Genomic DNA, 21,872 nt, shown 5'->3' with positions numbered 1-21,872 from the left:
TTTTGACTTGGCTCTAGGGCGGTAATTGCCTCCTAAAAAAACGAATTATGCCCCCATTTTTGCCCCCCATTCACACTGGATGTACGCGTGATCGCGAATAGAGATTTCTGAAACGGGCCTCGGTAGTCGTGGCTGGTATTCAGTGCGCCGTCGTGTACTGGATGAGCACGACACTTTGCAGACAAAGAGCACCAGAGCTGGTCAGCTCATTCTCAGCCACACCAGCCTGCGAAGCTCCGCAGGTAGCCCGGCATCGAACTGGCTGACGCGCTTGAAATGTGAAGTGTGACCAAGGTACTGGCGACGGGGCAGTAACCCCGCCGCTTTCAGGGTAGCCAGAAGACTTGATCCTGTATCTGGAAGACCTCAATTGGTCACTATATGCCGCTTACTTTATCGAGCTGATCGGGTCCGTGGCTGCCTGACCGGTTGATATCAGGCTCCAACAGGAGCGGCCTGGCGCTGAGAAGAACTGCAACCCCTAGAGCAGCGGAAAGCACTGAGCCGAGTAACACACCGACCTTTACCTCATCTACCAGGAGTGGATTTCCGGCAAAGGCCAGTGCCCCGATGAAAAGGCTCATCGTGAAGCCAATGCCGCATAGCAGTGCTATGCCGTATAGATGGAACCAACCACATTCTTCCGGCAATTTTGCCAGACCTGAACGAATGGCCAGCGCGGAGAAACCGAACACGCCCACTTGCTTGCCCAGCAAAAGCCCCAAAGCTACACCCAGCGGCACTGGATCAATCAGATTACCGGGTGACATGCCTGCAAGAGACACTCCGGCATTGGCAAAACCAAAGACGGGCACGACGGCGAAAGCAACCCACGGATGCAGCTTTTCCTCCAGATAGAGAAGTGGAGACTTGCGCTCGTTGTTCGAATCACCCAGCGGAATGCAGAGCGCGAGAATGACTCCCGCCAACGTCGCGTGAATGCCGGACTGGAGCATGAAAAACCACAGTAAACCGCCCGCAATCAGGTAAGGCCAAAGCCTCTTCACGCCGCAACGATTGAGCACGAGCAGAAAAACAATCACGACCAGCGAAGCCATAAGCATGCTGATGGATAAACCGCTGGTGTAGAACAGTGCGATGATAACGACTGCCCCAAGGTCATCAAGAATCGCCAGAGCAGACAGGAAAATTTTCAAAGAGACAGGAACGCGCTTGCCCAGCAGGGACAAAACGCCCAACGCAAAGGCGATGTCCGTTGCCGCAGGAATTGCCCAACCACCCAGGGTTTCAGGATTTCCCCAGTTGATTGCAATGTAGATCAATGCCGGTAAGAGCATACCTCCCAGTGCGGCAAAGCCTGGAAGTGCGCGCTGGCTCCAGCTGGATAACTGACCCACGAGCATTTCACGCTTGATTTCGAGGCCAACCAGCATGAAGAAAATAGCCATCAATCCATCGTTGACCCAATGTTCGATCGAGAGACCAATGAGTTTGATATGCAGGGTTGAAAAGTAAGCTTCAGACCATGAGGAGTTCGCGACGACGAGCGCGGCAAACGCAGCCGCCATCAAAATCAGGCCGCCAGCGGATTCGGCAGCGAAAAAACGGGTGAGAAAAGCCAGCGCAGCTAGTGTTGCACGATGACTATGGTCTTTTTCAAGACGCGAGGGATCCAGGTTCATAGGCGCGATAACCCCGCGCGGCGGCCCGACCTGCGCTAAGTTAAACCTGCCATGCCGCGTATTTGCGGTGACACCCAGCGGGGCATGTTACACAAATGCCCATGACAAGACGACCCGTTGCTGGCTACCAGGAAATACAGCAATTACGTCGGTTCCCCATGCGGGCTTCTTCACACGGGCATGGGTTGGTTGAACATCTCCCTGACATGTGATTTGGTGGCGCATGACTGGAGCACTAATACTGCCTGGGTACTTCGCAGAGCCCACCTTGCTCATCAACTTTGAGGTTCCATGCAAATCGAGTTACTGGAGATTCGCGACCATCTTCAACGCTTCGCACCTTTCGATACCTTGCCCCAGGCATCGCTGGATGCTATCGCCCAGCGCGTTGAAGTCAGCTATTTCAAGGCCGGCAGCGATATCCTTGAGGCGGGAGCGGTCATTGAGGACCTGCACTACGTGCGCAGCGGGGCAGTGGAGGTTTATCGCAGAAATGGCGAGCTCTATAACCGACTTGTTGAAGGAGACATCTTTGGCCAGGCAGGTTTGCTGCGCAGCAACAAAGTTCGCTTTCCTGCCCGGGCCCTGGAAGACAGCCTGATTTACTTTATTCCCTCAGAGGTGTTCGCCCAGTTATGCGCGCAACACGATGCCTTTGCCGATTTCGTTGAGGCTGAAGGCCATTCCAGACTTAAGTCCGCCGTCGATGCTCAAGGCCGTGCAAGCGAGTTGATCCAGCTCAAAAGTCGCGCTTTGATTTCTCGTGCTCTGGTTTGGGTCGCATCCGATACCTCGGTGCATGACGCCGCTAAAGTCATGACCGAACAAAGTGTTTCTTGTGTGGTGGTTATGGCTGCGGGTGAAGGCGAAGCAGCAAAGATGGTCGGTATCGTCACTGATCGTGATCTGCGTACCCGTGTGGTTGCCTTGGGGCGAAGCGGGGTATCTACATCCATCAGTGAAGTCATGTCCAGCGATCCCGTAGCAATACAGGCAGATGACTCGGTGTTCGAGGCGATGCTGGTCATGCTGAGGCGTAATATTCATCACCTGCCAGTCGTGCACAAGGGCCGTACCTTAGGGCTGATTAATCTGTCGGATATCATCCGTTACGAGTCCCAGAGTAGCTTGTACCTGGTCAACCGCATATCCAATCAGACGTCTGTTGCGGGACTGCGCTCGTTGCTCCGCGATCTTCGCGCCACCTACATTCGGATGGTGCGGGACGGCGCGACGGCGCACATGATTGGCAGCGCCATTTCAGGTATTGGCCGGGCCTTTACCCAGCGCCTGATTGAATTGGCGGAGAAAGAACTGGGCCCGCCGCCAGTACCTTACTGCTTCATGGTGCTGGGCTCGATGGCTCGAGATGAACAGTTGCTGGTGACCGACCAGGACAACGCTCTGGTGCTGGATGATCGGTTCGACCCCGTTCTGCATGACGGTTATTTTCACAGTCTGGCCACATTCGTCAGTGATGGCCTCGCAGCGTGCGGTTATAGCTACTGCAAGGGTGGGGTGATGGCCACCAATGATCAGTGGCGGCAGCCGTTACGGGTCTGGCGGGCCTACTTTGAGCAATGGATCGAAAAACCAAATGCTGCGACGCTGCTTAACAGCAGTATTTTTTTCGATCTCGATGGAGTTTATGGCCAGCTTGATCTCGTTCACGAGCTCAAGCAGTTGTGTGCGGAAAAATCCAGCACCCATCCCGGATTTCTTAACGCAATGGCCCGGATCGCGCTGAACCGTACTCCGCCGTTGGGATTCTTCCGTACTTTTGTAGTGGAAACAGACGGCCAGCAGAAGAGAATTATCAATTTGAAGGGCAGGGGAACAGCGCCCCTTACCGACCTCATACGCATCCACGCTCTGGCATGCGGCAGTACGGCACAGAACTCGTTTGATCGCCTTGATGCAATCAGCACGACCCAGCGTTTACAGCCCGATGCAGTGGAGCATCTGCGTTACGCATTGGAGTTTTTGTCCATGGTCCGCATCCGGCATCAAGCAGACGCTCTGGAGCAGGGTGCGACGCCGGATAACTACATCGAGCCGGAGCGCTTTTCGACCAGTGAAAGGCACAACCTTAAAGAGGCGTTTCAGGTGTTGAGCAATGCGCAGAATTTTCTGCGGTTTCGCTATCCGGGCAAAGGGCGTCAGTCGCAATGATGGATAGCCGCTCCGTCAGTAAACCTGAAACTGTGGATTGGGCCGACAGGTTTCAAACATTGGCTAAGAACACGATTAATCCTTGCGTGCGAAGCTTCTATGAAGCTGGCGCCGTTGACGCAAAGACACCCATAGAACAAGTGCAACTGCTGGCGATGGATGTGGAGACCACCGGCCTCAATGCGCAGACCCATAGCATTGTCAGCATCGGGCTGATGCCGTTCAGCTTGCAACGTGTACGTTGTGGTCAGGCATTTTATCGGGTGATTAAGCCTCCCTCAGAGCTGAGTGACCAATCAATCACCTTCCACCACATAACCCATACCGATATTTTGCAGGCTCCCCCGCTGACTGAGGTTGTGGACGCCCTGTTGGGTACGATGGCAGGGAAGGTGATGGTTGTGCATTACCGTAATATTGAGCGAGGCTTTCTTGATCAGGCGTTTCGCCGTTACCTCGGCGAAGGGCTGCAGTTTCCGGTCATTGACACCATGCAACTGGAAGCACGAATGCATAGACAGAAACCGGGATGGCTCGACAGGCTTCTTCGTCGTCCTCAGCCCTCGATCAGGCTTGCTGACAGCCGCGTGCGCTATAACCTGCCAAACTACCATGCGCATCACGCACTAACCGATGCCCTTGCTACTGCCGAGTTGCTGCAGGCGCAGATAGCTAACCATTACTCCCCATCTACTCCCATCGGGACGCTGTGGGATTGATCTACTGCTACGCTTGATCAAGCCTTTTTGCCATGCAGATCCGTAGTCTCCCATATCGTTATGGCCGTCCAGTTAGCAAAAAGAAAACAGTGCGCGGCAACTGCAGCAGTAACGGCGTTAGTTAAGCAGCGTGGTCGGTACGGACAGCGAGCGTGCTTTCACTGGGGACTGAAGCCACATGAATCGTGCGCGAAGGGTGGGCAAAAGTGACACCCAGTTCGTTGAAGGCCTCCAGTATCCCAAGGTTGATTTCCTGCTGGACATCCATGTAAACGTTGTAACTTGGGTCGAGTACGATGTAGACCGTCTCGAACTCAAGGGCGCTTTCACCAAAGGTTCGTAAGTGTGAGCGATCAAATTTGGCCTTGTCCTGATGGCCGACGATATTTTCAATCAATTTAGGCACTGCTCTGGCTTGTTCGGGGGAGCAGGCATAGGTGAGTGCGACCTCAAATACAATTCGACGTTCTTGGAGTCGCTTGTAGTTTTGTATCGTACTGCCAATCATCTCTGCATTGGCCATCACAATCTGCTCGCCGCCCAGACTGCGTATGCGCGTCGTCTTCAGGCCTACGTGCTCCACGGTACCGGACAGCGAACCGACAACAATAAAGTCGCCAATCTCGAAAGGCTTATCTACAGCAATAGACAGTGACGCAAAAACATCCGCCAATATATTCTGCACCGCCAGTGCGATTGCAATGCCGCCCACTCCAAGGCTTGCGACGAAGGCAGTGATGTTTACGCCAACGTTTGAAAGCATGGACATCACGACGATGACCCATAGAAATACTTTTGCCCCCCACAGACTCAGCGTTGCCAGCGCACTGCCTTCGAACGTCTGATGGGTGCCGTGACGTCTGAAGTACCGGGAGAGTGCGAGTGCAATAGCCCGGTTCACCCATAAGCCAACTTGCAGCGCCGCCACTACAAACCAGAGGCTGCTCACTCTGCCCAACCAGCGCTCAGGCAAATCCAGTACGCCGATACCTATCAATAAGGATGCGAGCAGTAGAAGTGTATTGCTGGTCCCTGACAATACTTCAACCGTGATATGGCTGATATGAGCGGTGGGTTGCGATGATTTCGAGTGAAGTTTTTTGAGGAAAAATCCAATCACAGTCCTGGCGCACATGAAGCTTATGGTTGACACCAAAATCGCTAAGGCCCAATTGGCTAATGCAATGCCCAAGATTTGGTAGTTTATGAAAAAATCGATAGTTTCCTGGAGCATGCGACCCTCAATAGTGTCCCGCGAAAGCGCAACTCCTTTGCAGAGTTACGCGTCTCGCAGACGAATTAATTTCAGATTTTGTCAACTCACCCTGTCAGGTATCACGATCGAGGCTCAGACATCAGGCCTTTGATCAGTGAAATGCACCCCAGCATCAGCACGATCGCGAAGGGCAGACCGGTTGAAACTGCCATCGCCTGCAGTGCCACCAGACCACCACCGAGCAACAAAGCGATGGCGATCACGCCTTCGATGACTGCCCAGAAAACGCGCTGTGGAACAGGTGCGTCGACTTTGCCACCAGCTGTGATGGTGTCGATCACCAGGGACCCGGAGTCAGACGACGTAATGAAGAAGACAATGACCAGGATAATCCCCAGAAACGAGGTGATGTCCTTGAGCGGTAAATGCCCAAGCATTGCGAACAATTTGAGCTCCAGGACGGCATCCTTGACACCGACAAATCCTTGGACCGTAGCTTGGTCAATCGCCGTTCCGCCGAACGTCGTCATCCACAATACTGAAACGAGTGTAGGTACCAACAACACTGAGACCAGGAACTCTCGAACTGTTCGACCACGACTGACACGGGCGATAAACATCCCGACAAAGGGCGACCAACTGATCCACCAGGCCCAATAGAAGGCAGTCCAGCCTTGGGTGAACTCGGTGTCAGTTCTTCCGAAAGGGTTGGATAGTGCCGGAAGGTACTCTGCGTAGGTCACCAGATTCTTGAAGAACCCGCTGAAAATTGCCAGGGTCGGGCCCACTACAATAATGAACAGCAGCAGCAACAGCGCCAAACCCATGTTGATCTGGGACAGCAGCTTCACGCCTTTATCCAGACCTGACAACACTGACCATAGTGCGACCATTGTGATGCCAATGATCAGCACTACCTTGCTCAGGTTCGTGGACTTGATACCGAACAGGTACTCAATCCCCGCAGCGGCCTGTTCCGCGCCGATCCCCAGTGAGGTCGCCAATCCGAATAGCGTGGCGAAAACCGCGAGGATATCGATGATATGCCCTGGCCATCCCCAGACACGCTCGCCCAGCAATGGATAGAAGATCGAGCGTATTGAGAGCGGCAAGCCCTTGTTGTAAGAAAAAAGAGCGAGGGACAGGGCGACAATCGCGTAGATCGCCCAAGGGTGCAGTCCCCAGTGGAAGATCGTTGAGGCCATCGCCAGGTCGGCGGACCCTTTCATATCGCCTGCAGCACCTGCCAGCGGAGCCCAGTCGGTACGAACTCCATTCGCATCGAGAGTGACACCACCCATTGACGCCGCGTAATGCGACATAGGTTCGGCAACGCCATAAAACATCAGTCCGATACCCATGCCGGCGGCAAAGAGCATTGAAAACCAACCAATGTAAGTATGGTCTGGCTTGGCGTCTCTTCCGCCCAGGCGAACCTTGCCCAACGGGGAAACAATCAACGCCAGACACAGCACAACAAACACGTTCGCCACGCTCATGAAAAACCAGGCAAGGTGCCCGGTCAGCCAGTTGCGGATGGAGCTGAAAAGGGGTTCGACCTCATTCTGTAGCGCTAATGTCAGAATGACGAACAGCAATATTGCGGCTGCTGAAATGATGAAAACTTTGCCATGGATATCGAGCGAAAAGGAGAAGTCACCCTTTATGTTGTCCTGGCCGATGACGTAGTCGGTATCAATGAGATTAGCGGCTCCGCTGGGAGCAGGGATGCCGTCCTCACTGACGGGCTGAGGATTGACGGGTAGATCATCCTTTGGATTTTGACCCATGAGAGCCTCCTTGGTTAGGGCACGCATTGCGTGCATTTGTATTGATGCCCGCTGTTCCGAGGGTAGAACGAGATATTTGGTTCCCCGGTCGGATCGAACAATCAATCGGCTGTCAGATGCCGAGGGTGTGGGTTGTCCGCCCGAGCAATCGGGGGATCAGTGTCAGTTGCAATCTCTGGAGCGAAGCCATGCCACCCTTGAGAACAACTTTATGAGGTAAACCAGGCTGCGGTCACAGGTCTGGTAAGCGATCGTTTATGTCCGTCAGAACGCTGAACATTCGAGCTGATGATTGAATAAGAAATCATGCGGCGTGCGCAGTGCTAAAAGGCTACTCAGGCAATATGCAATCATGGCATGCCTTCTAAAGGCGACAGGATTTTGGGCCGGTCAGCCCGTCCTTTAAACTAAATTTTTCTTAATGCAGATTAATGCACGCTTTTTATCCAACCGTTTTTTTGTCAGGTGAGTCGCAGACGCGGCTTTGGTCCTACGTACAGCTCCAGAGCTCTATTGACGCGTCACTGCTGCTGGGTAGTCCTACCCATTCGCTCATCAAGTGGCAGGTGCCATCGAAACACAGCTGGAAGTCACCAGCTTCCGGCGTGCGAGCAAGTTTGAGCGGCTGCAGGGGCGATAGTTGACGTTGGTAATGCCAGCTGCCGTTTTGAAGTTGTGCGTCTGGCGGGATCTCCATGCCCGCGCCAGCCCCACGGACCCGGGCCTCACCCAACAGCAGGCCCTGCGTCGGCAACCGAATCACCGAGGGCAAAAGCCAACTCTCCACGCTCGGTATTGCTTCACCGTAGATGTGTGAAAGGGCAACCCCGATCGGATAATAAACCACGCTTGTGGCACTGGCGGGTACATTGATAAAAACCGATGCAGCCTGTGCCACGGTGGTTGCGACTGCCAGGGTTGCCGTACCGGCCAGAAGGGTGAAGCGCGGCGTTGCTCTCATTGGGAGTGCCCCGTCTTGTTATGGCTTTATGCAGCGTCATTGCGCTGGATTTGATGCCAGTAAATAGGTTGGCGAGTTGCTAACCAACGTCTGCGCAGGTGTGTAGCGAGAACCGTAAAGCTGTCCGGTCTCGGTAGCATAGGCGTGCAAACATCGGCGCTGGGGATTTGGACGTGAACGTTTAATTGGGTAGTCTTGCTAACACATAGTGCTGAACCGCAACTGGAAGCCATCGAGTGATCAAACCGATAATACTGATACGCCGTCGTTTCGCATCGATGCGCTGGCGCACTCGTATTACGCTTTGGGCGGCCGCAACCATGGCGGGCCTGCTGGTAGTTATGTTTGCTCGTTTAGCCGATATGGCACTGGCGCAATTTGCCCAACAGGCTGCAGAGCGGCCGTGGCTACCCTTCATTTACACCCCACTGATCGGCATGCTGGTGGTGTGGCTCACTACACGTTTCTTTGTCGGTGCTCAGGGCAGTGGAATCCCGCAGGTGATTGCGGCGACACGCTTGGTTCATCAGGGCAAGTGCGTGGACGGTCTGGTGTCGCTGCGGATAGCCTTCGCCAAGATAGGGCTCGGCACATTGGCGTTGACTGGAGGCTTTTCGGCTGGGCGCGAAGGCCCCTCCGTGCAGGTCGCGGCCTCGATCATGCATTTCTTTCATCGGTTCTTGCCCAACGCCCGGATCATTCGCGCTGAGGACCTCATTCTGGCCGGCGGTGCGGCAGGTATTGCGGCCGCGTTCAACACCCCGCTGGCCGGCATCGCCTTCGCTGTGGAAGAGCTGGGGCGCAAGCTGGAAACCCGCACCAGCGGGGTGCTGCTCAGTACCATAATCCTGTCGGGGATGGTCGCAATTGCCTTGCAAGGTAATTACAACTATTTCGGTCATTTCGACATAGAGGGCATCAATGTCGATATTGTCTTGCCAGTGATGGCGATCGGTGTCGGCTGCGGGCTGTTAGGCGGGTTGTTCAGCCGAATGCTGCTGTGGCCTCAGCGACATCGTCGATTTGTAGTCTGGGAGTGGCGCGCCCGGCATCCTGTCTGGTTCGCTGGTATCTGTGGCTTGATTGTGGCGATATTGGGTTGGCTAAGCGGTGGCATGTCTTTTGGCAGTGGCTACGGCATCACGTCCCATGTCATTGCCTCCGAAATCAGCCTGCCGTGGCACGCCCTAATCACGCGTTTTCTTGCCACGGTGGTGACTTATTTCTCGGGCATTCCCGGCGGCATATTTGCCCCGGCCCTGGCCGTGGGTGCCGCCGTAGGTGCAAACGTCGCTGATCTGTTCGGCCTGGCTGCGCAGCCCATGATCGCCCTATGCATGGTCGGTTTTTTGGCTGCTGTTACCCAGTCGCCTATCACGTCCGCGATCATCGTCATGGAGATGATTGACAGCCATTCTATGGTGATCAGCCTTATGGCTGTCGCCCTGATCGCAAAGGCAGTGAGTTCAAGAATGGGGCCTGAGTTGTATCAGCAGTTGGCTCGTGGCTTTATCCAGACCTCTGCGGATGAATCAGCGTCGCGCCAGGCCAGACAGTAGCTAAACCACCAACGGTTGGGCCGAAGTTGGTTTTTAACCTCTTGCAGAGCAAGCGCGCTATTGGTGTGTTTGAGTAGACGATCCGCATGCTTGACGCACGGCTTCCGGAAAGCTTCGGAGTGTGTGAAAGGCTGACAAGCGTCTTCATCAGGCGCACATCCACTTTCAGTAGCGGCGCACCCATCTCTGGGGATGGGGGCGAAGAATTCATCGAACAGGTCTTCCACTGTAAGGACGCGTAGGTAAACCAGCTTACAGCCTGAGTCGATCTGCGAAGCGGATTTGTGGTTTACGTAACCTGTGTCGCGACTTTCATGGGTGTTGCAGAGGCGGTAAGCGCTCGCCGGATAAGCCATGCCACACAGGGCCCGTTGAGCCATGGCAATTTGCATCTCATCCACCAGCTTCTTATGATCGCGCTGGGTGCGTTGTTGCATACGGCACTGCGCAGGTTAAATTCAAACGTTGGTCGGGCCGCCAACGGAGCGTTATCGTGTCTGAAAAAAACTCGGCCTCTGCAGCTATTCCCCGTCCTCAGGTTTTAACCGAACGTGCGTTTTCTGCGCTGGAGCGGTTCTCTCATATTGAAGCGGTCAGCGGGATCGTACTTTTGCTCGCGGCCTTGGCGGCGCTGATTTGGGCCAATAGTCCGGTCGCCGAATCCTATGAGCATTTCTGGCACACGCAGGTCACCTTGGGGGTGGGTGATTTCAGCGTCTCCCGCTCACTTCATTTTCTGGTGAACGATGGCCTGATGACGATCTTCTTTTTGGTGGTTGGCGCTGAAATCCGCCAAGAGATCAAGGACGGCGCACTGGCGAATATGAAACTCGCGACACTGCCTTTAGGGGCGGCGCTGGGCGGTGTCATGATGCCGGCGATCATCTACACGCTGCTTAATCACGGTAGCGAGGCGAGTGCTGGCTGGGCTGTGCCTACCGCGACTGACATTGCTTTTGCCGTCGGAGTACTCGCCTTGCTGGGGAAATCTATCCCAAGTGGCGTGCGGATTCTGCTGTTGGCACTGGCCATTATTGATGACATCGTCGCGATTTTGATCATCGCGATTTTTTACACCGAGAGCCTGGATTATCTAGGGCTGGTAGTCGCGTTGGGCGGTTTGGCGCTGGTATTGGTTTTACAGCGAATGGGCATAGGCAAGGCATATGCCTATGTTGTGCCGGGTGCCATCGTCTGGTTTGGCCTGCTGAAGACTGGAGTTCATCCAACGCTGGCGGGAGTGATCCTTGGGCTCATGACCCCGGTGAACTCCAAGCCCGCAACGGAGCGTCCACTGGAAACAATCGGGCGGACCTTCCATGAGTTAATGGACCGCTTTTCTCAGGCCAAAGATAATCCGCAGGCCGTCGCAGAACCACTCAAGCAATTGCGCCACGCGCAGCGCGAAGTGCTGCCACCCGTTCAGCGAATCCAGGTTGGGTTGCACCCTTGGGTGGCTTTTGGCGTCATGCCCCTGTTCGCACTGGCTAACGCCGGGGTGAGCTTTGCGGGCGCCAATCTGGATGAGGCGCTTTCCCAGAAGGTGTTTATGGGCGTGATGCTGGCGTTGGTGCTTGGAAAACCGTTGGGCGTTATGCTGGCCAGCTTTGCTCTGGTCAAACTGAACATCTGCAAGTTGCCTGATGGTGTGACGTGGAGTGGAGTAGGGCTAGTTGGTCTGCTGGCAGGGATTGGCTTCACTATGTCTATTTTTATTGCATCGTTGGCGTTTTCCGATGCTGCATTACTGTCCTCCGCCAAGCTCAGCGTGCTGGCCGCCTCTTCGGTTGCAGCAGTCATAGGTTTGATTTGGGGGAAGATAACGTTTCATAAAAGAGCTTGAAACGTCATCTCACCCCCAAGCTTTTTGGCCGGGCCCCGGTGTTACAGCAGTTTGCCGGGGTTCATTAAACCGTCCGGGTCAAGGGCTTGCTTGAGGGTTCGCATCAGTTCCAGTTCCAGCGGCGCCTTGTAGTGCTGAGCGGCGTCCCGCTTGGCTTGTCCGAGACCATGCTCGGCGCTGATGCTGCCTGCAAACGCGACTGTTGCATCGTAAATGACGTGCATGATCGCGTCGGCATGGGCTTTGAAAGGTACATCTTCTGTGCCCACAGGTTTGCTGATGTTGTAATGCAGGTTGCCGTCCCCGACGTGCCCGTAAGCGACAATTCGCACGCCCGGAAAAGCCTCTTTGAGCTTACGGTCAGTTGCCTCAATGAATGCGGGAATGCTGCTGACGGGCACACTGATATCGTGTTTCAGGCTAGGGCCTTCATGGTTCTGGGCTTCCGATATGCCTTCGCGTAATGCCCACAGTGCCGCGACCTGGGCCTCGTTGCTGGCAACTACGGCGTCTAGTGTTTCACCTTGTTCTAACGCTTCGCCCAGCCCGTCTTCCAGCATTTGGCCCAGATTCGCGTCAATCAGGGTGTCACTGAGCTCTATCAATACGTACCAGGGGTGAACTTCGTTGAACAGATCGTTGCAACCCGCCACGTGCTGCAGAACGAACTCCACGCTTTGCCGCGACATCAGTTCAAATCCGGTCAGGCGATCGCCACACAATGTGCGCATGCGGCCGATCAGGTCGACCGCTGCCTGTGGGCTTGGCAACGCCACCCATGCAGTGGTCAGACTGCGCACTGCGGGAAACAGTTTGAGCACGGCAGCAGTGATGATTCCCAGCGTTCCCTCCGAACCTATGAACAGGTGCTTGAGGTCATAACCTGTGTTGTCCTTGCGCAGGCCGCGCAAACCATCCCACACACGCCCATCGGCGAGCACCACTTCAAGCCCCAGGGTGAGGTCACGCATGTTGCCATAGCGTAAGACGGCGGTCCCGCCTGCGTTGGTCGCCAGGTTGCCACCAACAGTGCAACTGCCTTCGGCGCCCAGCGAGAGCGGAAACAGGCGGCCCACTTCAGTGGCAGCCTCCTGCAAGCGTTGCAGGATTACCCCGGCTTCTACAGTGATGGTTTCATTGGCCGCGTCGATGGCGCGAATCGCGGTCATGCGCGTCAGTGACAACACGACCTGAGTGCCCGAATTGTCCGGAATCGAGCCTCCGCACAATCCTGTATTACCCCCCTGGGGTACCAGCGCCACGCCGGCTTCTCGACACAAACGTACGACCTCAGCGACCTCAGCGGTGCTGGCTGGACGCACCACCAGCGCCGCCTTGCCACAGTAGGCGTTGCGCCAGTCACTCAAATAGCTCTGCATGCGCTCTGGGTCCTGGATCAGGCCCGGTGAGCCGACTACCTGCTCAAGTGCTTGTATCAATGCTTCGCTCACATGACTCATGACACGTTCCTTCTTATTGTTAGCCCAAAATGAAAACCGATGAGTTCAATCCTTGACGGCCGAACCGCCCGACCCATTCTCCAGATCAATCCGGTAAATACGGCCCACCACAACCAGATAGAAAAACACCGCCAGCAGAGCGTTGGCCGCGACGTAAACCAACGCCGAATCAAACGAGCCGGTGCGACTGACCAGATAACCAACCACAATTGGCGTAGTGATCGCCGCCAAGTTGCCGAAGGTGTTAAACAGACCGCCCGAGAGGCCGATGATCTGGCGCGGCGAGGTATCGGCGACTAGCGTCCAGCCATGCGAGCCGAAGCCTTTGCCAAAGAATGCCAGGGCCATAAGCCCGACCACGGCTGCGTCGCTCTGAACGTAAATGCACAGCACCATGCTGCTCGACAGCAGCAGGCCACAGACGATGGGGAGCTTGCGGGCCAGTGTGAGGGAATAGCCCCAACGCAGCAGACCGTCGGATATCAAACCTCCCAGGACGCCACCCACGAAACCGCTGATCGCTGGCAAGGCGGTGAAGAAACCGGCGGACAGGATGGTCATGCCGCGCGCCTGCACCAGATAAACGGGGAACCACGTCAGGAAAAAATAGGTGATCGCATTGTTGCAGTACTGGCCCAGGTAAAGGCCTATCAGCGTTCGGTGGCTCAGTAGCAACTTGAGGTAACGCCACTGCGATTCGGTGGCATCACCCACGCGAGGCTCAAGGTCCAGCAATCCGCCACCGGATGCTATATGGCTGAATTCGGCCTGGGTGATCGTCGGATGCTCACGTGGCCCATGGATGACCCTGAACCAGAGGATGCTGAACAGCAGACCAAATCCACCGAGCACGATGAACACGTACTGCCAGCCCATGGCCTGGACGACCCAGCCCATCAAGGGGGCGAAGATCGCCGTGGCAGAGTATTGCGCTGAACTGGAAATGGCCGTTGCCGTGGCGCGCTCTGCGCTTGGAAACCAGGCGGCAATTATCCGGGCGTTACCTGGGAAACAGGGGGCGCCGGCAAAGCCCACCGCCATCCTGAGGAGGAACAGGCTGACGATTGTCCAGCTCAGCGGTAACACGCCGACAAACCCCTGTATCAGGGTAAATAGCGACCAACTGAACAGCGCGATGCCGTACACCCGACGCGCACCAAAGTGGTCGCACAGCCAGCCTCCAGGAATCTGGCCGATCACGTAGGCCCAGCCAAACGCCGAGAAAATATAGCCGAGGGTCAGCGCGTCAATTCCTAAATCAGCCTGCAAGGCAGAACCGGCAATGGACAGGCTGGAGCGGTCGGCGAACGTCACTGATGTGACAAAAAACAGCATCAGCAGGATCGAGTAACGGACCCGGCCCGGTTTGGTTTCAGGCATATGGCTTGATCTTCCAATGATCGAACACGTTGTTATTTTTGTTTTCGACTCCGCGAAGCTGACCGGTGACGCCTGCTCGCCTGGTCAGCATGAGCTGGGATAGTCCGAGACGGGTAAGTTATCGTACGACTCAAAAAAACACATCTTTTAACTGACCTGAAGTTATTCGTGCCTGAATGTCTTCAATTCTGGGACTGAAGCCATAGCGCTTCTATGATCGGAGTTCACGACAGACAGTTGAAAGGTATTTATCACCAGCCGATCGCACATTGACAGCAGTACGGCTGCTTGGTAGAAAAGCTCAAGTCATATGACAACATATGACAAAAAATAATAATAATTGAGGCTCAGATCATGCTGACGACCCTCGTCGCGCGTCTTGAAAGCAGCACGCAGTATTCCTTGATTCCCCATCTATGTTCACGCCCAGACCATGCCGTCGTTTGGCTGCAAAGCCCGGCAGAGCAGGGCGCTCAGCATTTCCAATTCTCCACACACAGGTCTTTGCCAACCAGCAGTTCGCGGGCCACTGTGCGTTCATTTATCAGCGGTCGATTCACTGTTTCTGATTTGTGCAGTAGCGACCTGCGCAATGACGGGGAACGCCTTGAACGCCTAATGCACCCACCCCTAATAGCGGTCACCCGTATGTAATTCGGTGTGCCGACATAAAGAGTTACAACTTCGCCGAGCCCACACGTTCGGTCAGCTTTTTAAAATCGGAGCATTCCAATGATAAAAACACTTCGCGTCTCTCTCCTTTCTGCACTTGTTGGCATGGGTGCTATCACCTCAAACAGCATGGCCTTCGCAGCAGATGTGAAATGGCCAACTCGCCCGGTGCAAGTTGTCGTCATCGCCAACCCCGGCGGCGATACCGACTTCAACGCACGCATGATGGCTAAGTATTTCAACAAGATCACCGGCAAGACCATGGTGGTGACAAACGTTGCCGGAGGCGGTGGCACGCTGGCGGCTGAGCAGGTAAAAAGTGCGGCAGCGGACGGGAACACGATCCTCTTCACGCATCCAGGGCAACTGATCGTTAACGAAGTGGCGGGGCTCTCTGATGACAGCTTCGAAGCGTTTGATATCTCGTGCATCGCCGGGGTCGACAAGGGCGCGGTATTCGTGGCCTCTACTCAATCCGGAGTGACCAGCGTCAAGGACCTGATCGCCAAGGCCAAGGCCAAGCCAGAAAGCGTTACCTACGGCACCGAGATGGGTAACTTCTCACACATTCAGGGCCTGATGTTCGAGAAAATCACCGGCGTCAAACTGAAGATGGTTGATGCCGGCACCGTATCGGAGAAAGTTGTCGCGCTACTTGGCGCGCGCATCGACCTCGGCGCCATCAGTTACGGCTCGGTACAGGACTACGTCAACGGCGGGCAAATGGTCGCTCTGGGCCAGCCTAATGACGAACGCAACGCTATGCTGGGTAATGTCCCGACCTTCAAGGAGCAAGGTGTCGACTTCACCATCGACAAACCTTATGTCGTAGCGTTCCCGAAGGGCACTGACGTAGCGATTGTGGGCAAGATGGCTGACATCATGAAACAGATCAGCGAAATCCCCGAATATGCCGAGGAACTGAAGAAGTTCAAGCAGCCGGTTGCCTACTACGGGACCGAAGAATCCAAGAAAATCCTCGCCAAGACCCGCGATGACTTCATGCAATTCAAGGATGCTCTGCGCACCAAGTGAGACCTGAGACGGGCTGGCCTTATCGCCAGCCCGTGTCGCGTGGATTATTTACCGAGGTTTTCCGATGGCTACTTGCAAGAAAAAAGAGCTGATTATCGGCGCTGCGATGCTTGGCACCGCGCTAGCCTACTTACTGATGACGCTCAAACTACCGACTCACTCCGGTATCGATGCGGCTTTCGTTCCAGCGCTGTTGGCGGGGATGCTCTGCCTCCTTGCTGTCATACAACTCGTCAGTGCTTTTTCCACACCTCAAGCACCGGCGGACAACCTCCCTCAGGTCGACGCAGATGAGACGAACACTGCCATTGATGTGAAAACCGTGGTCAAGACGCTAGCGCTGATCGTGGGCTATATCGCGTTGATGAACCCGGTCGGTTTTCCGATCATGACCGTGGTCTATCTTTATCTGCAGTTCATCGTGTTGACGCCGCACGACCATAAGGTACGACACGTCACTTACGCCCTGATCGCCTTGGCGACCTCGGCCGTCATCTACCTGCTGTTTCGCGAGGCCTTCGATTTGATGCTGCCCGCTGGCCTGATGAACTTCTAGGAGTATCGAGCATGCTCGACTTGTTGCAGCAAGGCTTCGGTGCTGTTTTTTCAATCAATATCATGTTGCTGATGGCCATCGGCGTGGCCGTGGGCATTGTCTTCGGTGCCGTGCCCGGTCTGTCTGCCACCATGGCCGTCGCACTGTGTCTGCCGTTGACATTTACCATGGGGCCTCAGGCCGGTCTTTCGTTGTTGGTGTCGCTGTTTATCGGTGCCACCTCGGGAGGTCTCATTTCAGCGATCTTGCTCAAGATTCCCGGGACACCTTCATCAATTGCGACGGTGTTCGATGGTGGGCCGCTGATGGAGCAGGGCCATGGCGTCAAGGCGCTGGGCATTGGCATCGTCTTTTCCTTCCTGGGCACCCTGTTCAGTATTGCGGCGCTAATGTTCATCGCTCCGCAGCTGGCCAAGGTCGCTTTACGTTTCGGTCCTCATGAATATTTTGCGATCGCGGTGTTTTCCTTGACCCTGATCGCCACGCTGTCTGCGGGGTCCATGGCCAAAGGATTATTCGCAGGCGCATTGGGCTTTGCCGTTTCTACTGTGGGCATCGCTCCGGTTGAAGCGATCCGCCGCTTCACCTTCGGCTTCCCTGAACTGAACGGTGGCTTTTCCATGCTCACGGTGATGATCGGCATGTTTGCGGTGGCCGAGATTATCAAGCTTGCGGAAAACGGCCGACACGCCAAGCAGGGCAAGGCACGCTCTGTGAGCATGAAAAACATCAAAGGCTTCGGCTTCTCACTCAAAGAGTTTCGCCAGCAGATTCCCAATGCTTTTCGCTCGGGGCTAATAGGCTTGGGAATTGGCATTTTGCCGGGCATTGGTGCGGGCACTTCAAACCTGGTGGCGTACATCATCGCCAAGAAGCGCGCCAAGGATCCAGAGTCCTACGGCAAAGGCAACATCGGTGGGGTGGTAGCCAGTGAAACGGCTAACAACGCAGGTATCGGCGGCGCCATGATGCCTTTGATGACTCTGGGTATTCCCGGTGACACCGTTACCGCGATCATGCTGGGCGGTTTTCTGATACACGGTATCCAGCCAGGGCCGCTGCTGTTTATCAGTCAGGGTCCGCTGGTGTACACGATCTTTGCTGCATTGATCGTCGCCACCTTCATGATGCTATTCATGGAATTCTACGGCCTGCGCCTGTTCATCAAACTGCTGGATGTGCCCAAACACATTTTGCTGCCGATCATTCTGGTGCTCTGTGTCGTCGGAGCTTTTGGCTTGTCCAGCCGCCTGTTCGATGTCTGGTCGATTTTGTTGTTCGGTGTCCTTGGCTATGGCTTCGTCAAGGCGGGCATGCCCGCAGCACCCTTTATTATCGGTTTCATTCTGGGGCCTATGGCTGAAACCAACCTGCGTCGTGGACTGATGCTGTCGGATGGCAATTTCCTGGCATTTCTTGCCAACCCCATCGCTGCCTCGTTCCTGGGTCTGGCGCTGGTTTTCATCATCTGGCAGGTCTACAGCGCCATGCGTCCGAAGAAGAGTGCGATCGACGAGATTCTGCGCACTTGATCTCTTTCAAGACTTCATCACTGCTAAGGAGAGCTCCATGCTTGCACAACAAGAATCTATCAAGTCCTCCGACGAGGATCGTATTGCCTGGGTTCGGGTATCTTCGGTAATTCTGCCTCTGGCCAACCCCATCAGCGATGCCAAAGTGCTAACGGGACGGCAAAAGCCGATGACCGAGATCGCCATCCTGTTCGCTGAAATCGAAACCATTGATGGTCACCGTGGCCTTGGTTTCAGCTACTCCAAGCGTGCAGGCGGGCCGGGTCAATTCGCCCATGCCAAGGAAATCGCCCCGGCGCTTATTGGGGAGAACCCAAGTGACATTTCCAAGCTTTGGACCAAACTTTGCTGGGCCGGTGCGTCGGTAGGCCGCAGCGGCATGTCCACTCAGGCCATTGGTGCCTTCGACGTGGCACTGTGGGATTTGAAAGCCAAGCGCGCCAACTTGTCGCTAGCCCGATTGCTTGGCGCAGAACGTGATTCGATACGCTGCTACAACACCTCGGGCGGTTTCCTTCACACTCCGCTTGACCAGTTGATGAAGAACACTGATCTGTCACGTGAAAAGGGCATTGGTGGTATCAAACTGAAAGTCGGACAGCCGGATTGTGCCATCGATATAGAGCGTGTCAGCACCGTGCGCAAACATCTAGGAGACAACTTCCCTCTGATGGTTGATGCCAACCAGCAATGGGACCGCCCGACTGCCCAGCGAATGTGCCGCCAATTCGAAGAGTACAACCTGATCTGGATTGAGGAGCCGCTGGATTGCTATGACGCTGAGGGCCACGCTGCTCTGGCTCAACAATTCGATACGCCTATTGCCACGGGTGAAATGCTTACCAGCGTTGCCGAGCACGCCGAGTTTATCAAGCATCGCGGCGCTGACTTCCTGATGCCCGATGCACCACGAGTAGGTGGCATTACCCCTTACCTTAAGGTCGCCTCAATGGCCGAGCAAGCGGGACTTATGTTGGCTCCGCATTTTGCCATGGAGTTACACGTCCACTTGGCGGCTGCGTACCCCACCGAGCCGTGGGTCGAACATTTCGAATGGCTTGAGCCGCTCTTCAACGAGCGCCTGGAAACCCGTGACGGCCGCATGCTGGTTCCTAAGCGTCCGGGCTTGGGCCTGACACTCAGCGAGCAGGTCAAACCGTGGACAGCGCAAGAAGCCGAAGTTGGCATTCGTCCTTGAATAAACTTTGGTCACCCGGTGTGTGCTGCACATCGGGCGGCCGATTTAGTCCGCGTGCATTCAGGCTTCTAACTACTTGAAGAACATCTCCGATAGGAAGCTACCCTAGTAGAGGAAAAAATCTCCAACTGACATTTTCTTTCTGGCCGGTCGATAAAATAGAAGATGATGACTTTCATGTGGAGCAGACCAATGTTGGTGTCACCGCTATTCCCGCTGCGGCCACTCATCAGGGGTTACTAGATGGCAGAGATCCGTTCGGCCTGAACAGGCGGGCTCGAGAGTAACTGATGACAAGCAAGTTGCTTTATATAGATCAATGGGTTAAAGATTTTTCTATTACGTAGCGCATCGGTAGAGCCCCTTCCGGGGTGCGCCTACCGATGCTTATTACGTGGGATTTAGCTGGGTCTCATTACTCAAGCGGCATCTGGGTGACTGTCCTTGGGTAGAAACAGCGAGAACGTTGTGCCGTTGCCTTCCTCGCTGTCGACGGTAATGAACCCGCCTGCCTGAATGACGTATCCATAGACCATGGACAGTCCAAGCCCTGTTCCTCTGCCCTCTGCTTTGGTTGTAAAGAAAGGCTCAAAAATCCGCTCAATGAGACCGGCCGGCATTCCCGTCCCTGTGTCGGATACTTGGATTTGGACACATGACTGCCCGGTAATCAGGAGGGCACCTTTGGCAGCCATAAGCTCGCTGACCTCAAGATTGCAGGTACGGATTGATATGGTCCCACCGGTCGGCATGGCGTCCCTGCCATTGATCATCAGATTAAACAGGGCGCTTTCGAGTTGATGCGGATCCACATTGATCAGCCAAAGATCGGATGCTAACTCAGTTGCAAACTTGACCTTTGATCCCAGGCTGCCCCTACCAAGTTCGATCAACGATAGGATCAACGGATTCACATTGAGCACCTGTGAACTCAGTTCGTGGCGTCTCGAAAAAGCCATAAGCCTAGCAGTCATAGCCCCTGCGGTTTGAGCGCCGCGTATAGCGTTGCCGAGGTGTTTCTCAGCGTGCTCTGGTTTGTCGTTCTTGAGGTAGTGCTCCGCAAGACTTACCGAGCCGGTTACGGTTGTCAGCATATTATTGAAGTCATGGGCAATGCCGGTTGTCAGCTGCCCAACGATTTCCATCTTTTGGGCCTGGAAGCGATCGCTTACCATCCTGATCCGCTCTTCCTCGCGCTGGCGGTGAACAGTGACGTCTTGTACGCAGTTCAAAAAACCGATCTGAATGCCGTACTCATCAAATAGAGGAGTAACGTCTGCCATAACATTACGCCGGCTGCCGTCACGTCGTTCAACTATGACATCTAAATTCAGGGCCGGCTCGCCGGTAGCAAGGACCTTGACCATTGGTGTCTGATCATGGGGCAAATAAGTGCCGTCGCCCATGTAAAGCTTGTGGGAACCGCAGAATTTCACTTCTGGATCACCTTTGACTGGGGTTTCCCCCCAGATTTCCGCCGCCTTTATGTTGTAGGCGACCACGACGGCATCTTGATTGCAGATGTATAGCCCGACGGGAAGATGTTCTATCAAATCTTGGCTGTACCGGGCATTCCAAGGACCCTCTGTAAGCCGGCGATCACTCTCAAGCGCCATGGGTGTACCTGTGTAGAAAGAAGCATGCGGCCGGATGGCCGGTCTGCATTATGTCAATCTGGTGTAAATGCGCCAGCACCTAATAGAAAACTCGCTAAGAGGTTCGAACATCGTGACATTCGCTTGGTCGCTATGCGGAGTTCGTAGTTTTAGCCACGACCCGCCTGATGACCACGCAAATGACGTTCCGAAACAAGGTGCCTAAGGGCGAGAGAATGCGATTTATAGGGCAGTACAAGTGCTGTGTTGTAGAGCTTATAAATATGTATCTGATTGTTTTAAAGAAAAATTTTATAGTTGGAAATTGCCGACATGTAACATGTCCGAGAGTTAGAATCTCTATGCTTTCGCCATTTTGGCTACGTCAACACACTGATTATGCTGGATTTTCCCGTCTCGGGGTTTGGTAGCCCAAGCTGCTAAATATCAAAACGTCCCGATATTTTTGTCCGTGCTCCGAAACTCAAAAGTCGATTATATGGCAGGGGCCGCTACCTAACATCAGGCGGCAGTACTTTAG

General features: G+C 54.8%; 14 protein-coding genes and 1 pseudogene. 8 read left to right on the top strand and 7 right to left on the bottom strand.

Annotation, left to right across the window (positions count from 1 at the left end):
- Window positions 1–467: 467 nt before the first annotated feature.
- Window positions 468–1,643: pseudogene (nhaA, locus tag AO242_RS15140) on the bottom strand (Na+/H+ antiporter NhaA); the annotation flags it as partial.
- 291 nt (window positions 1,644–1,934) lie between these two features.
- On the opposite strand from nhaA (AO242_RS15140), the gene AO242_RS15135 reads away from it, so the two are divergent.
- Both AO242_RS15135 and AO242_RS15130 read left to right on the top strand, forming a co-directional pair.
- Window positions 1,935–3,815, top strand: coding sequence for a DUF294 nucleotidyltransferase-like domain-containing protein (locus AO242_RS15135; RefSeq protein ID WP_099269358.1), 1,881 nt, complete (start codon window positions 1,935–1,937; stop codon window positions 3,813–3,815).
- Complete coding sequence (locus AO242_RS15130; protein WP_257153443.1) at window positions 3,812–4,534, top strand: 3'-5' exonuclease; 723 nt, start codon at window positions 3,812–3,814, stop codon at window positions 4,532–4,534. The genes AO242_RS15135 and AO242_RS15130 overlap by 4 nt, the downstream gene beginning before the upstream one ends.
- 121 nt (window positions 4,535–4,655) lie before the next feature.
- On the opposite strand, the gene AO242_RS15125 is transcribed toward AO242_RS15130, so the two are convergent.
- From AO242_RS15125 to AO242_RS15115, 3 genes are all read right to left on the bottom strand, one after another.
- Window positions 4,656–5,768: a mechanosensitive ion channel family protein gene (locus AO242_RS15125; RefSeq protein ID WP_099269357.1), complete on the bottom strand. Its 1,113-nt coding sequence runs from the start codon at window positions 5,766–5,768 to the stop codon at window positions 4,656–4,658.
- A gap of 101 nt (window positions 5,769–5,869) precedes the next feature.
- A complete protein-coding gene (locus AO242_RS15120; protein ID WP_099269356.1) occupies window positions 5,870–7,540 on the bottom strand; it encodes a BCCT family transporter in 1,671 nt (556 codons plus the stop codon).
- 490 nt (window positions 7,541–8,030) lie between these two features.
- Window positions 8,031–8,501 (bottom strand): DUF1850 domain-containing protein, encoded by a 471-nt coding sequence (locus AO242_RS15115; RefSeq protein WP_099269355.1) that lies wholly within the window; start codon window positions 8,499–8,501, stop codon window positions 8,031–8,033.
- A gap of 236 nt (window positions 8,502–8,737) precedes the next feature.
- Here AO242_RS15115 and AO242_RS15110 point away from each other — a divergent pair, with 236 nt between their 5' ends.
- Both AO242_RS15110 and nhaA (AO242_RS15105) read left to right on the top strand, forming a co-directional pair.
- Window positions 8,738–10,060, top strand: coding sequence for a chloride channel protein (locus AO242_RS15110; protein WP_176560634.1), 1,323 nt, complete (start codon window positions 8,738–8,740; stop codon window positions 10,058–10,060).
- 493 nt (window positions 10,061–10,553) lie between these two features.
- Window positions 10,554–11,903: a Na+/H+ antiporter NhaA gene (nhaA, locus tag AO242_RS15105; RefSeq protein WP_099269354.1), complete on the top strand. Its 1,350-nt coding sequence runs from the start codon at window positions 10,554–10,556 to the stop codon at window positions 11,901–11,903.
- A gap of 41 nt (window positions 11,904–11,944) precedes the next feature.
- Here nhaA (AO242_RS15105) and AO242_RS15100 read toward each other — a convergent pair whose 3' ends face one another.
- Both AO242_RS15100 and AO242_RS15095 read right to left on the bottom strand, forming a co-directional pair.
- Window positions 11,945–13,363 (bottom strand): FAD-binding oxidoreductase, encoded by a 1,419-nt coding sequence (locus tag AO242_RS15100; protein WP_099269353.1) that lies wholly within the window; start codon window positions 13,361–13,363, stop codon window positions 11,945–11,947.
- A gap of 45 nt (window positions 13,364–13,408) precedes the next feature.
- Window positions 13,409–14,743 (bottom strand): MFS transporter, encoded by a 1,335-nt coding sequence (locus AO242_RS15095; RefSeq protein ID WP_099269352.1) that lies wholly within the window; start codon window positions 14,741–14,743, stop codon window positions 13,409–13,411.
- Between the two features lie 732 nt (window positions 14,744–15,475).
- Between AO242_RS15095 and AO242_RS15090 the strand changes: the two genes are divergently transcribed.
- The 4 genes from AO242_RS15090 to AO242_RS15075 all read left to right on the top strand — a co-directional run bounded on the left by AO242_RS15090 (window position 15,476) and on the right by AO242_RS15075 (window position 19,736).
- Window positions 15,476–16,450, top strand: a complete 975-nt coding sequence (locus AO242_RS15090) for a tripartite tricarboxylate transporter substrate binding protein (protein WP_099269351.1) — start codon at window positions 15,476–15,478, stop codon at window positions 16,448–16,450.
- A 64-nt stretch (window positions 16,451–16,514) separates the two neighbouring features.
- A complete protein-coding gene (locus AO242_RS15085; RefSeq protein WP_099269350.1) occupies window positions 16,515–17,006 on the top strand; it encodes a tripartite tricarboxylate transporter TctB family protein in 492 nt (163 codons plus the stop codon).
- Between the two features lie 11 nt (window positions 17,007–17,017).
- Window positions 17,018–18,538, top strand: coding sequence for a tripartite tricarboxylate transporter permease (locus AO242_RS15080; protein ID WP_099269349.1), 1,521 nt, complete (start codon window positions 17,018–17,020; stop codon window positions 18,536–18,538).
- Between the two features lie 37 nt (window positions 18,539–18,575).
- The gene (locus tag AO242_RS15075; protein WP_099269348.1) at window positions 18,576–19,736 is read left to right on the top strand and encodes an L-talarate/galactarate dehydratase; all 1,161 of its coding nucleotides are present in this window, start codon (window positions 18,576–18,578) and stop codon (window positions 19,734–19,736) included.
- A gap of 419 nt (window positions 19,737–20,155) precedes the next feature.
- Here the strand turns inward: AO242_RS15075 and AO242_RS15070 are convergent, their stop codons facing one another.
- Window positions 20,156–21,352 carry a two-component system sensor histidine kinase NtrB gene (locus AO242_RS15070; RefSeq protein ID WP_257153442.1) on the bottom strand — a complete coding sequence of 399 codons (1,197 nt, stop codon included), beginning with the start codon at window positions 21,350–21,352 and terminating at the stop codon, window positions 20,156–20,158.
- Between the last annotated feature and the right edge of the window lie 520 nt (window positions 21,353–21,872).

Source organism: Pseudomonas sp. ICMP 561 (assembly GCF_002699985.1).
In the GTDB taxonomy this organism is placed as follows: Bacteria; Pseudomonadota; Gammaproteobacteria; order Pseudomonadales; family Pseudomonadaceae; genus Aquipseudomonas; species Aquipseudomonas quasicaspiana.
Note: the sequence above shows the minus strand (reverse complement) of the source record. Positions and strands in the feature narration are given on the sequence as shown.

Excerpts from the sequence above, each read along its gene's own strand:
- AO242_RS15135 (WP_099269358.1), top strand. The coding sequence starts at position 1,935 with ATGCAAATCGAGTTACTGGAGATTCGCGACCATCTTCAACGCTTCGCA.
- AO242_RS15130 (WP_257153443.1), top strand. The coding sequence starts at position 3,812 with ATGATGGATAGCCGCTCCGTCAGTAAACCTGAAACTGTGGATTGGGCC.
- AO242_RS15125 (WP_099269357.1), bottom strand. The coding sequence starts at position 5,768 with ATGCTCCAGGAAACTATCGATTTTTTCATAAACTACCAAATCTTGGGC.
- AO242_RS15120 (WP_099269356.1), bottom strand. The coding sequence starts at position 7,540 with ATGGGTCAAAATCCAAAGGATGATCTACCCGTCAATCCTCAGCCCGTC.
- AO242_RS15115 (WP_099269355.1), bottom strand. The coding sequence starts at position 8,501 with ATGAGAGCAACGCCGCGCTTCACCCTTCTGGCCGGTACGGCAACCCTG.
- AO242_RS15100 (WP_099269353.1), bottom strand. The coding sequence starts at position 13,363 with ATGAGTCATGTGAGCGAAGCATTGATACAAGCACTTGAGCAGGTAGTC.
- AO242_RS15095 (WP_099269352.1), bottom strand. The coding sequence starts at position 14,743 with ATGCCTGAAACCAAACCGGGCCGGGTCCGTTACTCGATCCTGCTGATG.
- AO242_RS15090 (WP_099269351.1), top strand. The coding sequence starts at position 15,476 with ATGATAAAAACACTTCGCGTCTCTCTCCTTTCTGCACTTGTTGGCATG.
- AO242_RS15085 (WP_099269350.1), top strand. The coding sequence starts at position 16,515 with ATGGCTACTTGCAAGAAAAAAGAGCTGATTATCGGCGCTGCGATGCTT.
- AO242_RS15080 (WP_099269349.1), top strand. The coding sequence starts at position 17,018 with ATGCTCGACTTGTTGCAGCAAGGCTTCGGTGCTGTTTTTTCAATCAAT.
- AO242_RS15075 (WP_099269348.1), top strand. The coding sequence starts at position 18,576 with ATGCTTGCACAACAAGAATCTATCAAGTCCTCCGACGAGGATCGTATT.
- AO242_RS15070 (WP_257153442.1), bottom strand. The coding sequence starts at position 21,352 with ATGGCGCTTGAGAGTGATCGCCGGCTTACAGAGGGTCCTTGGAATGCC.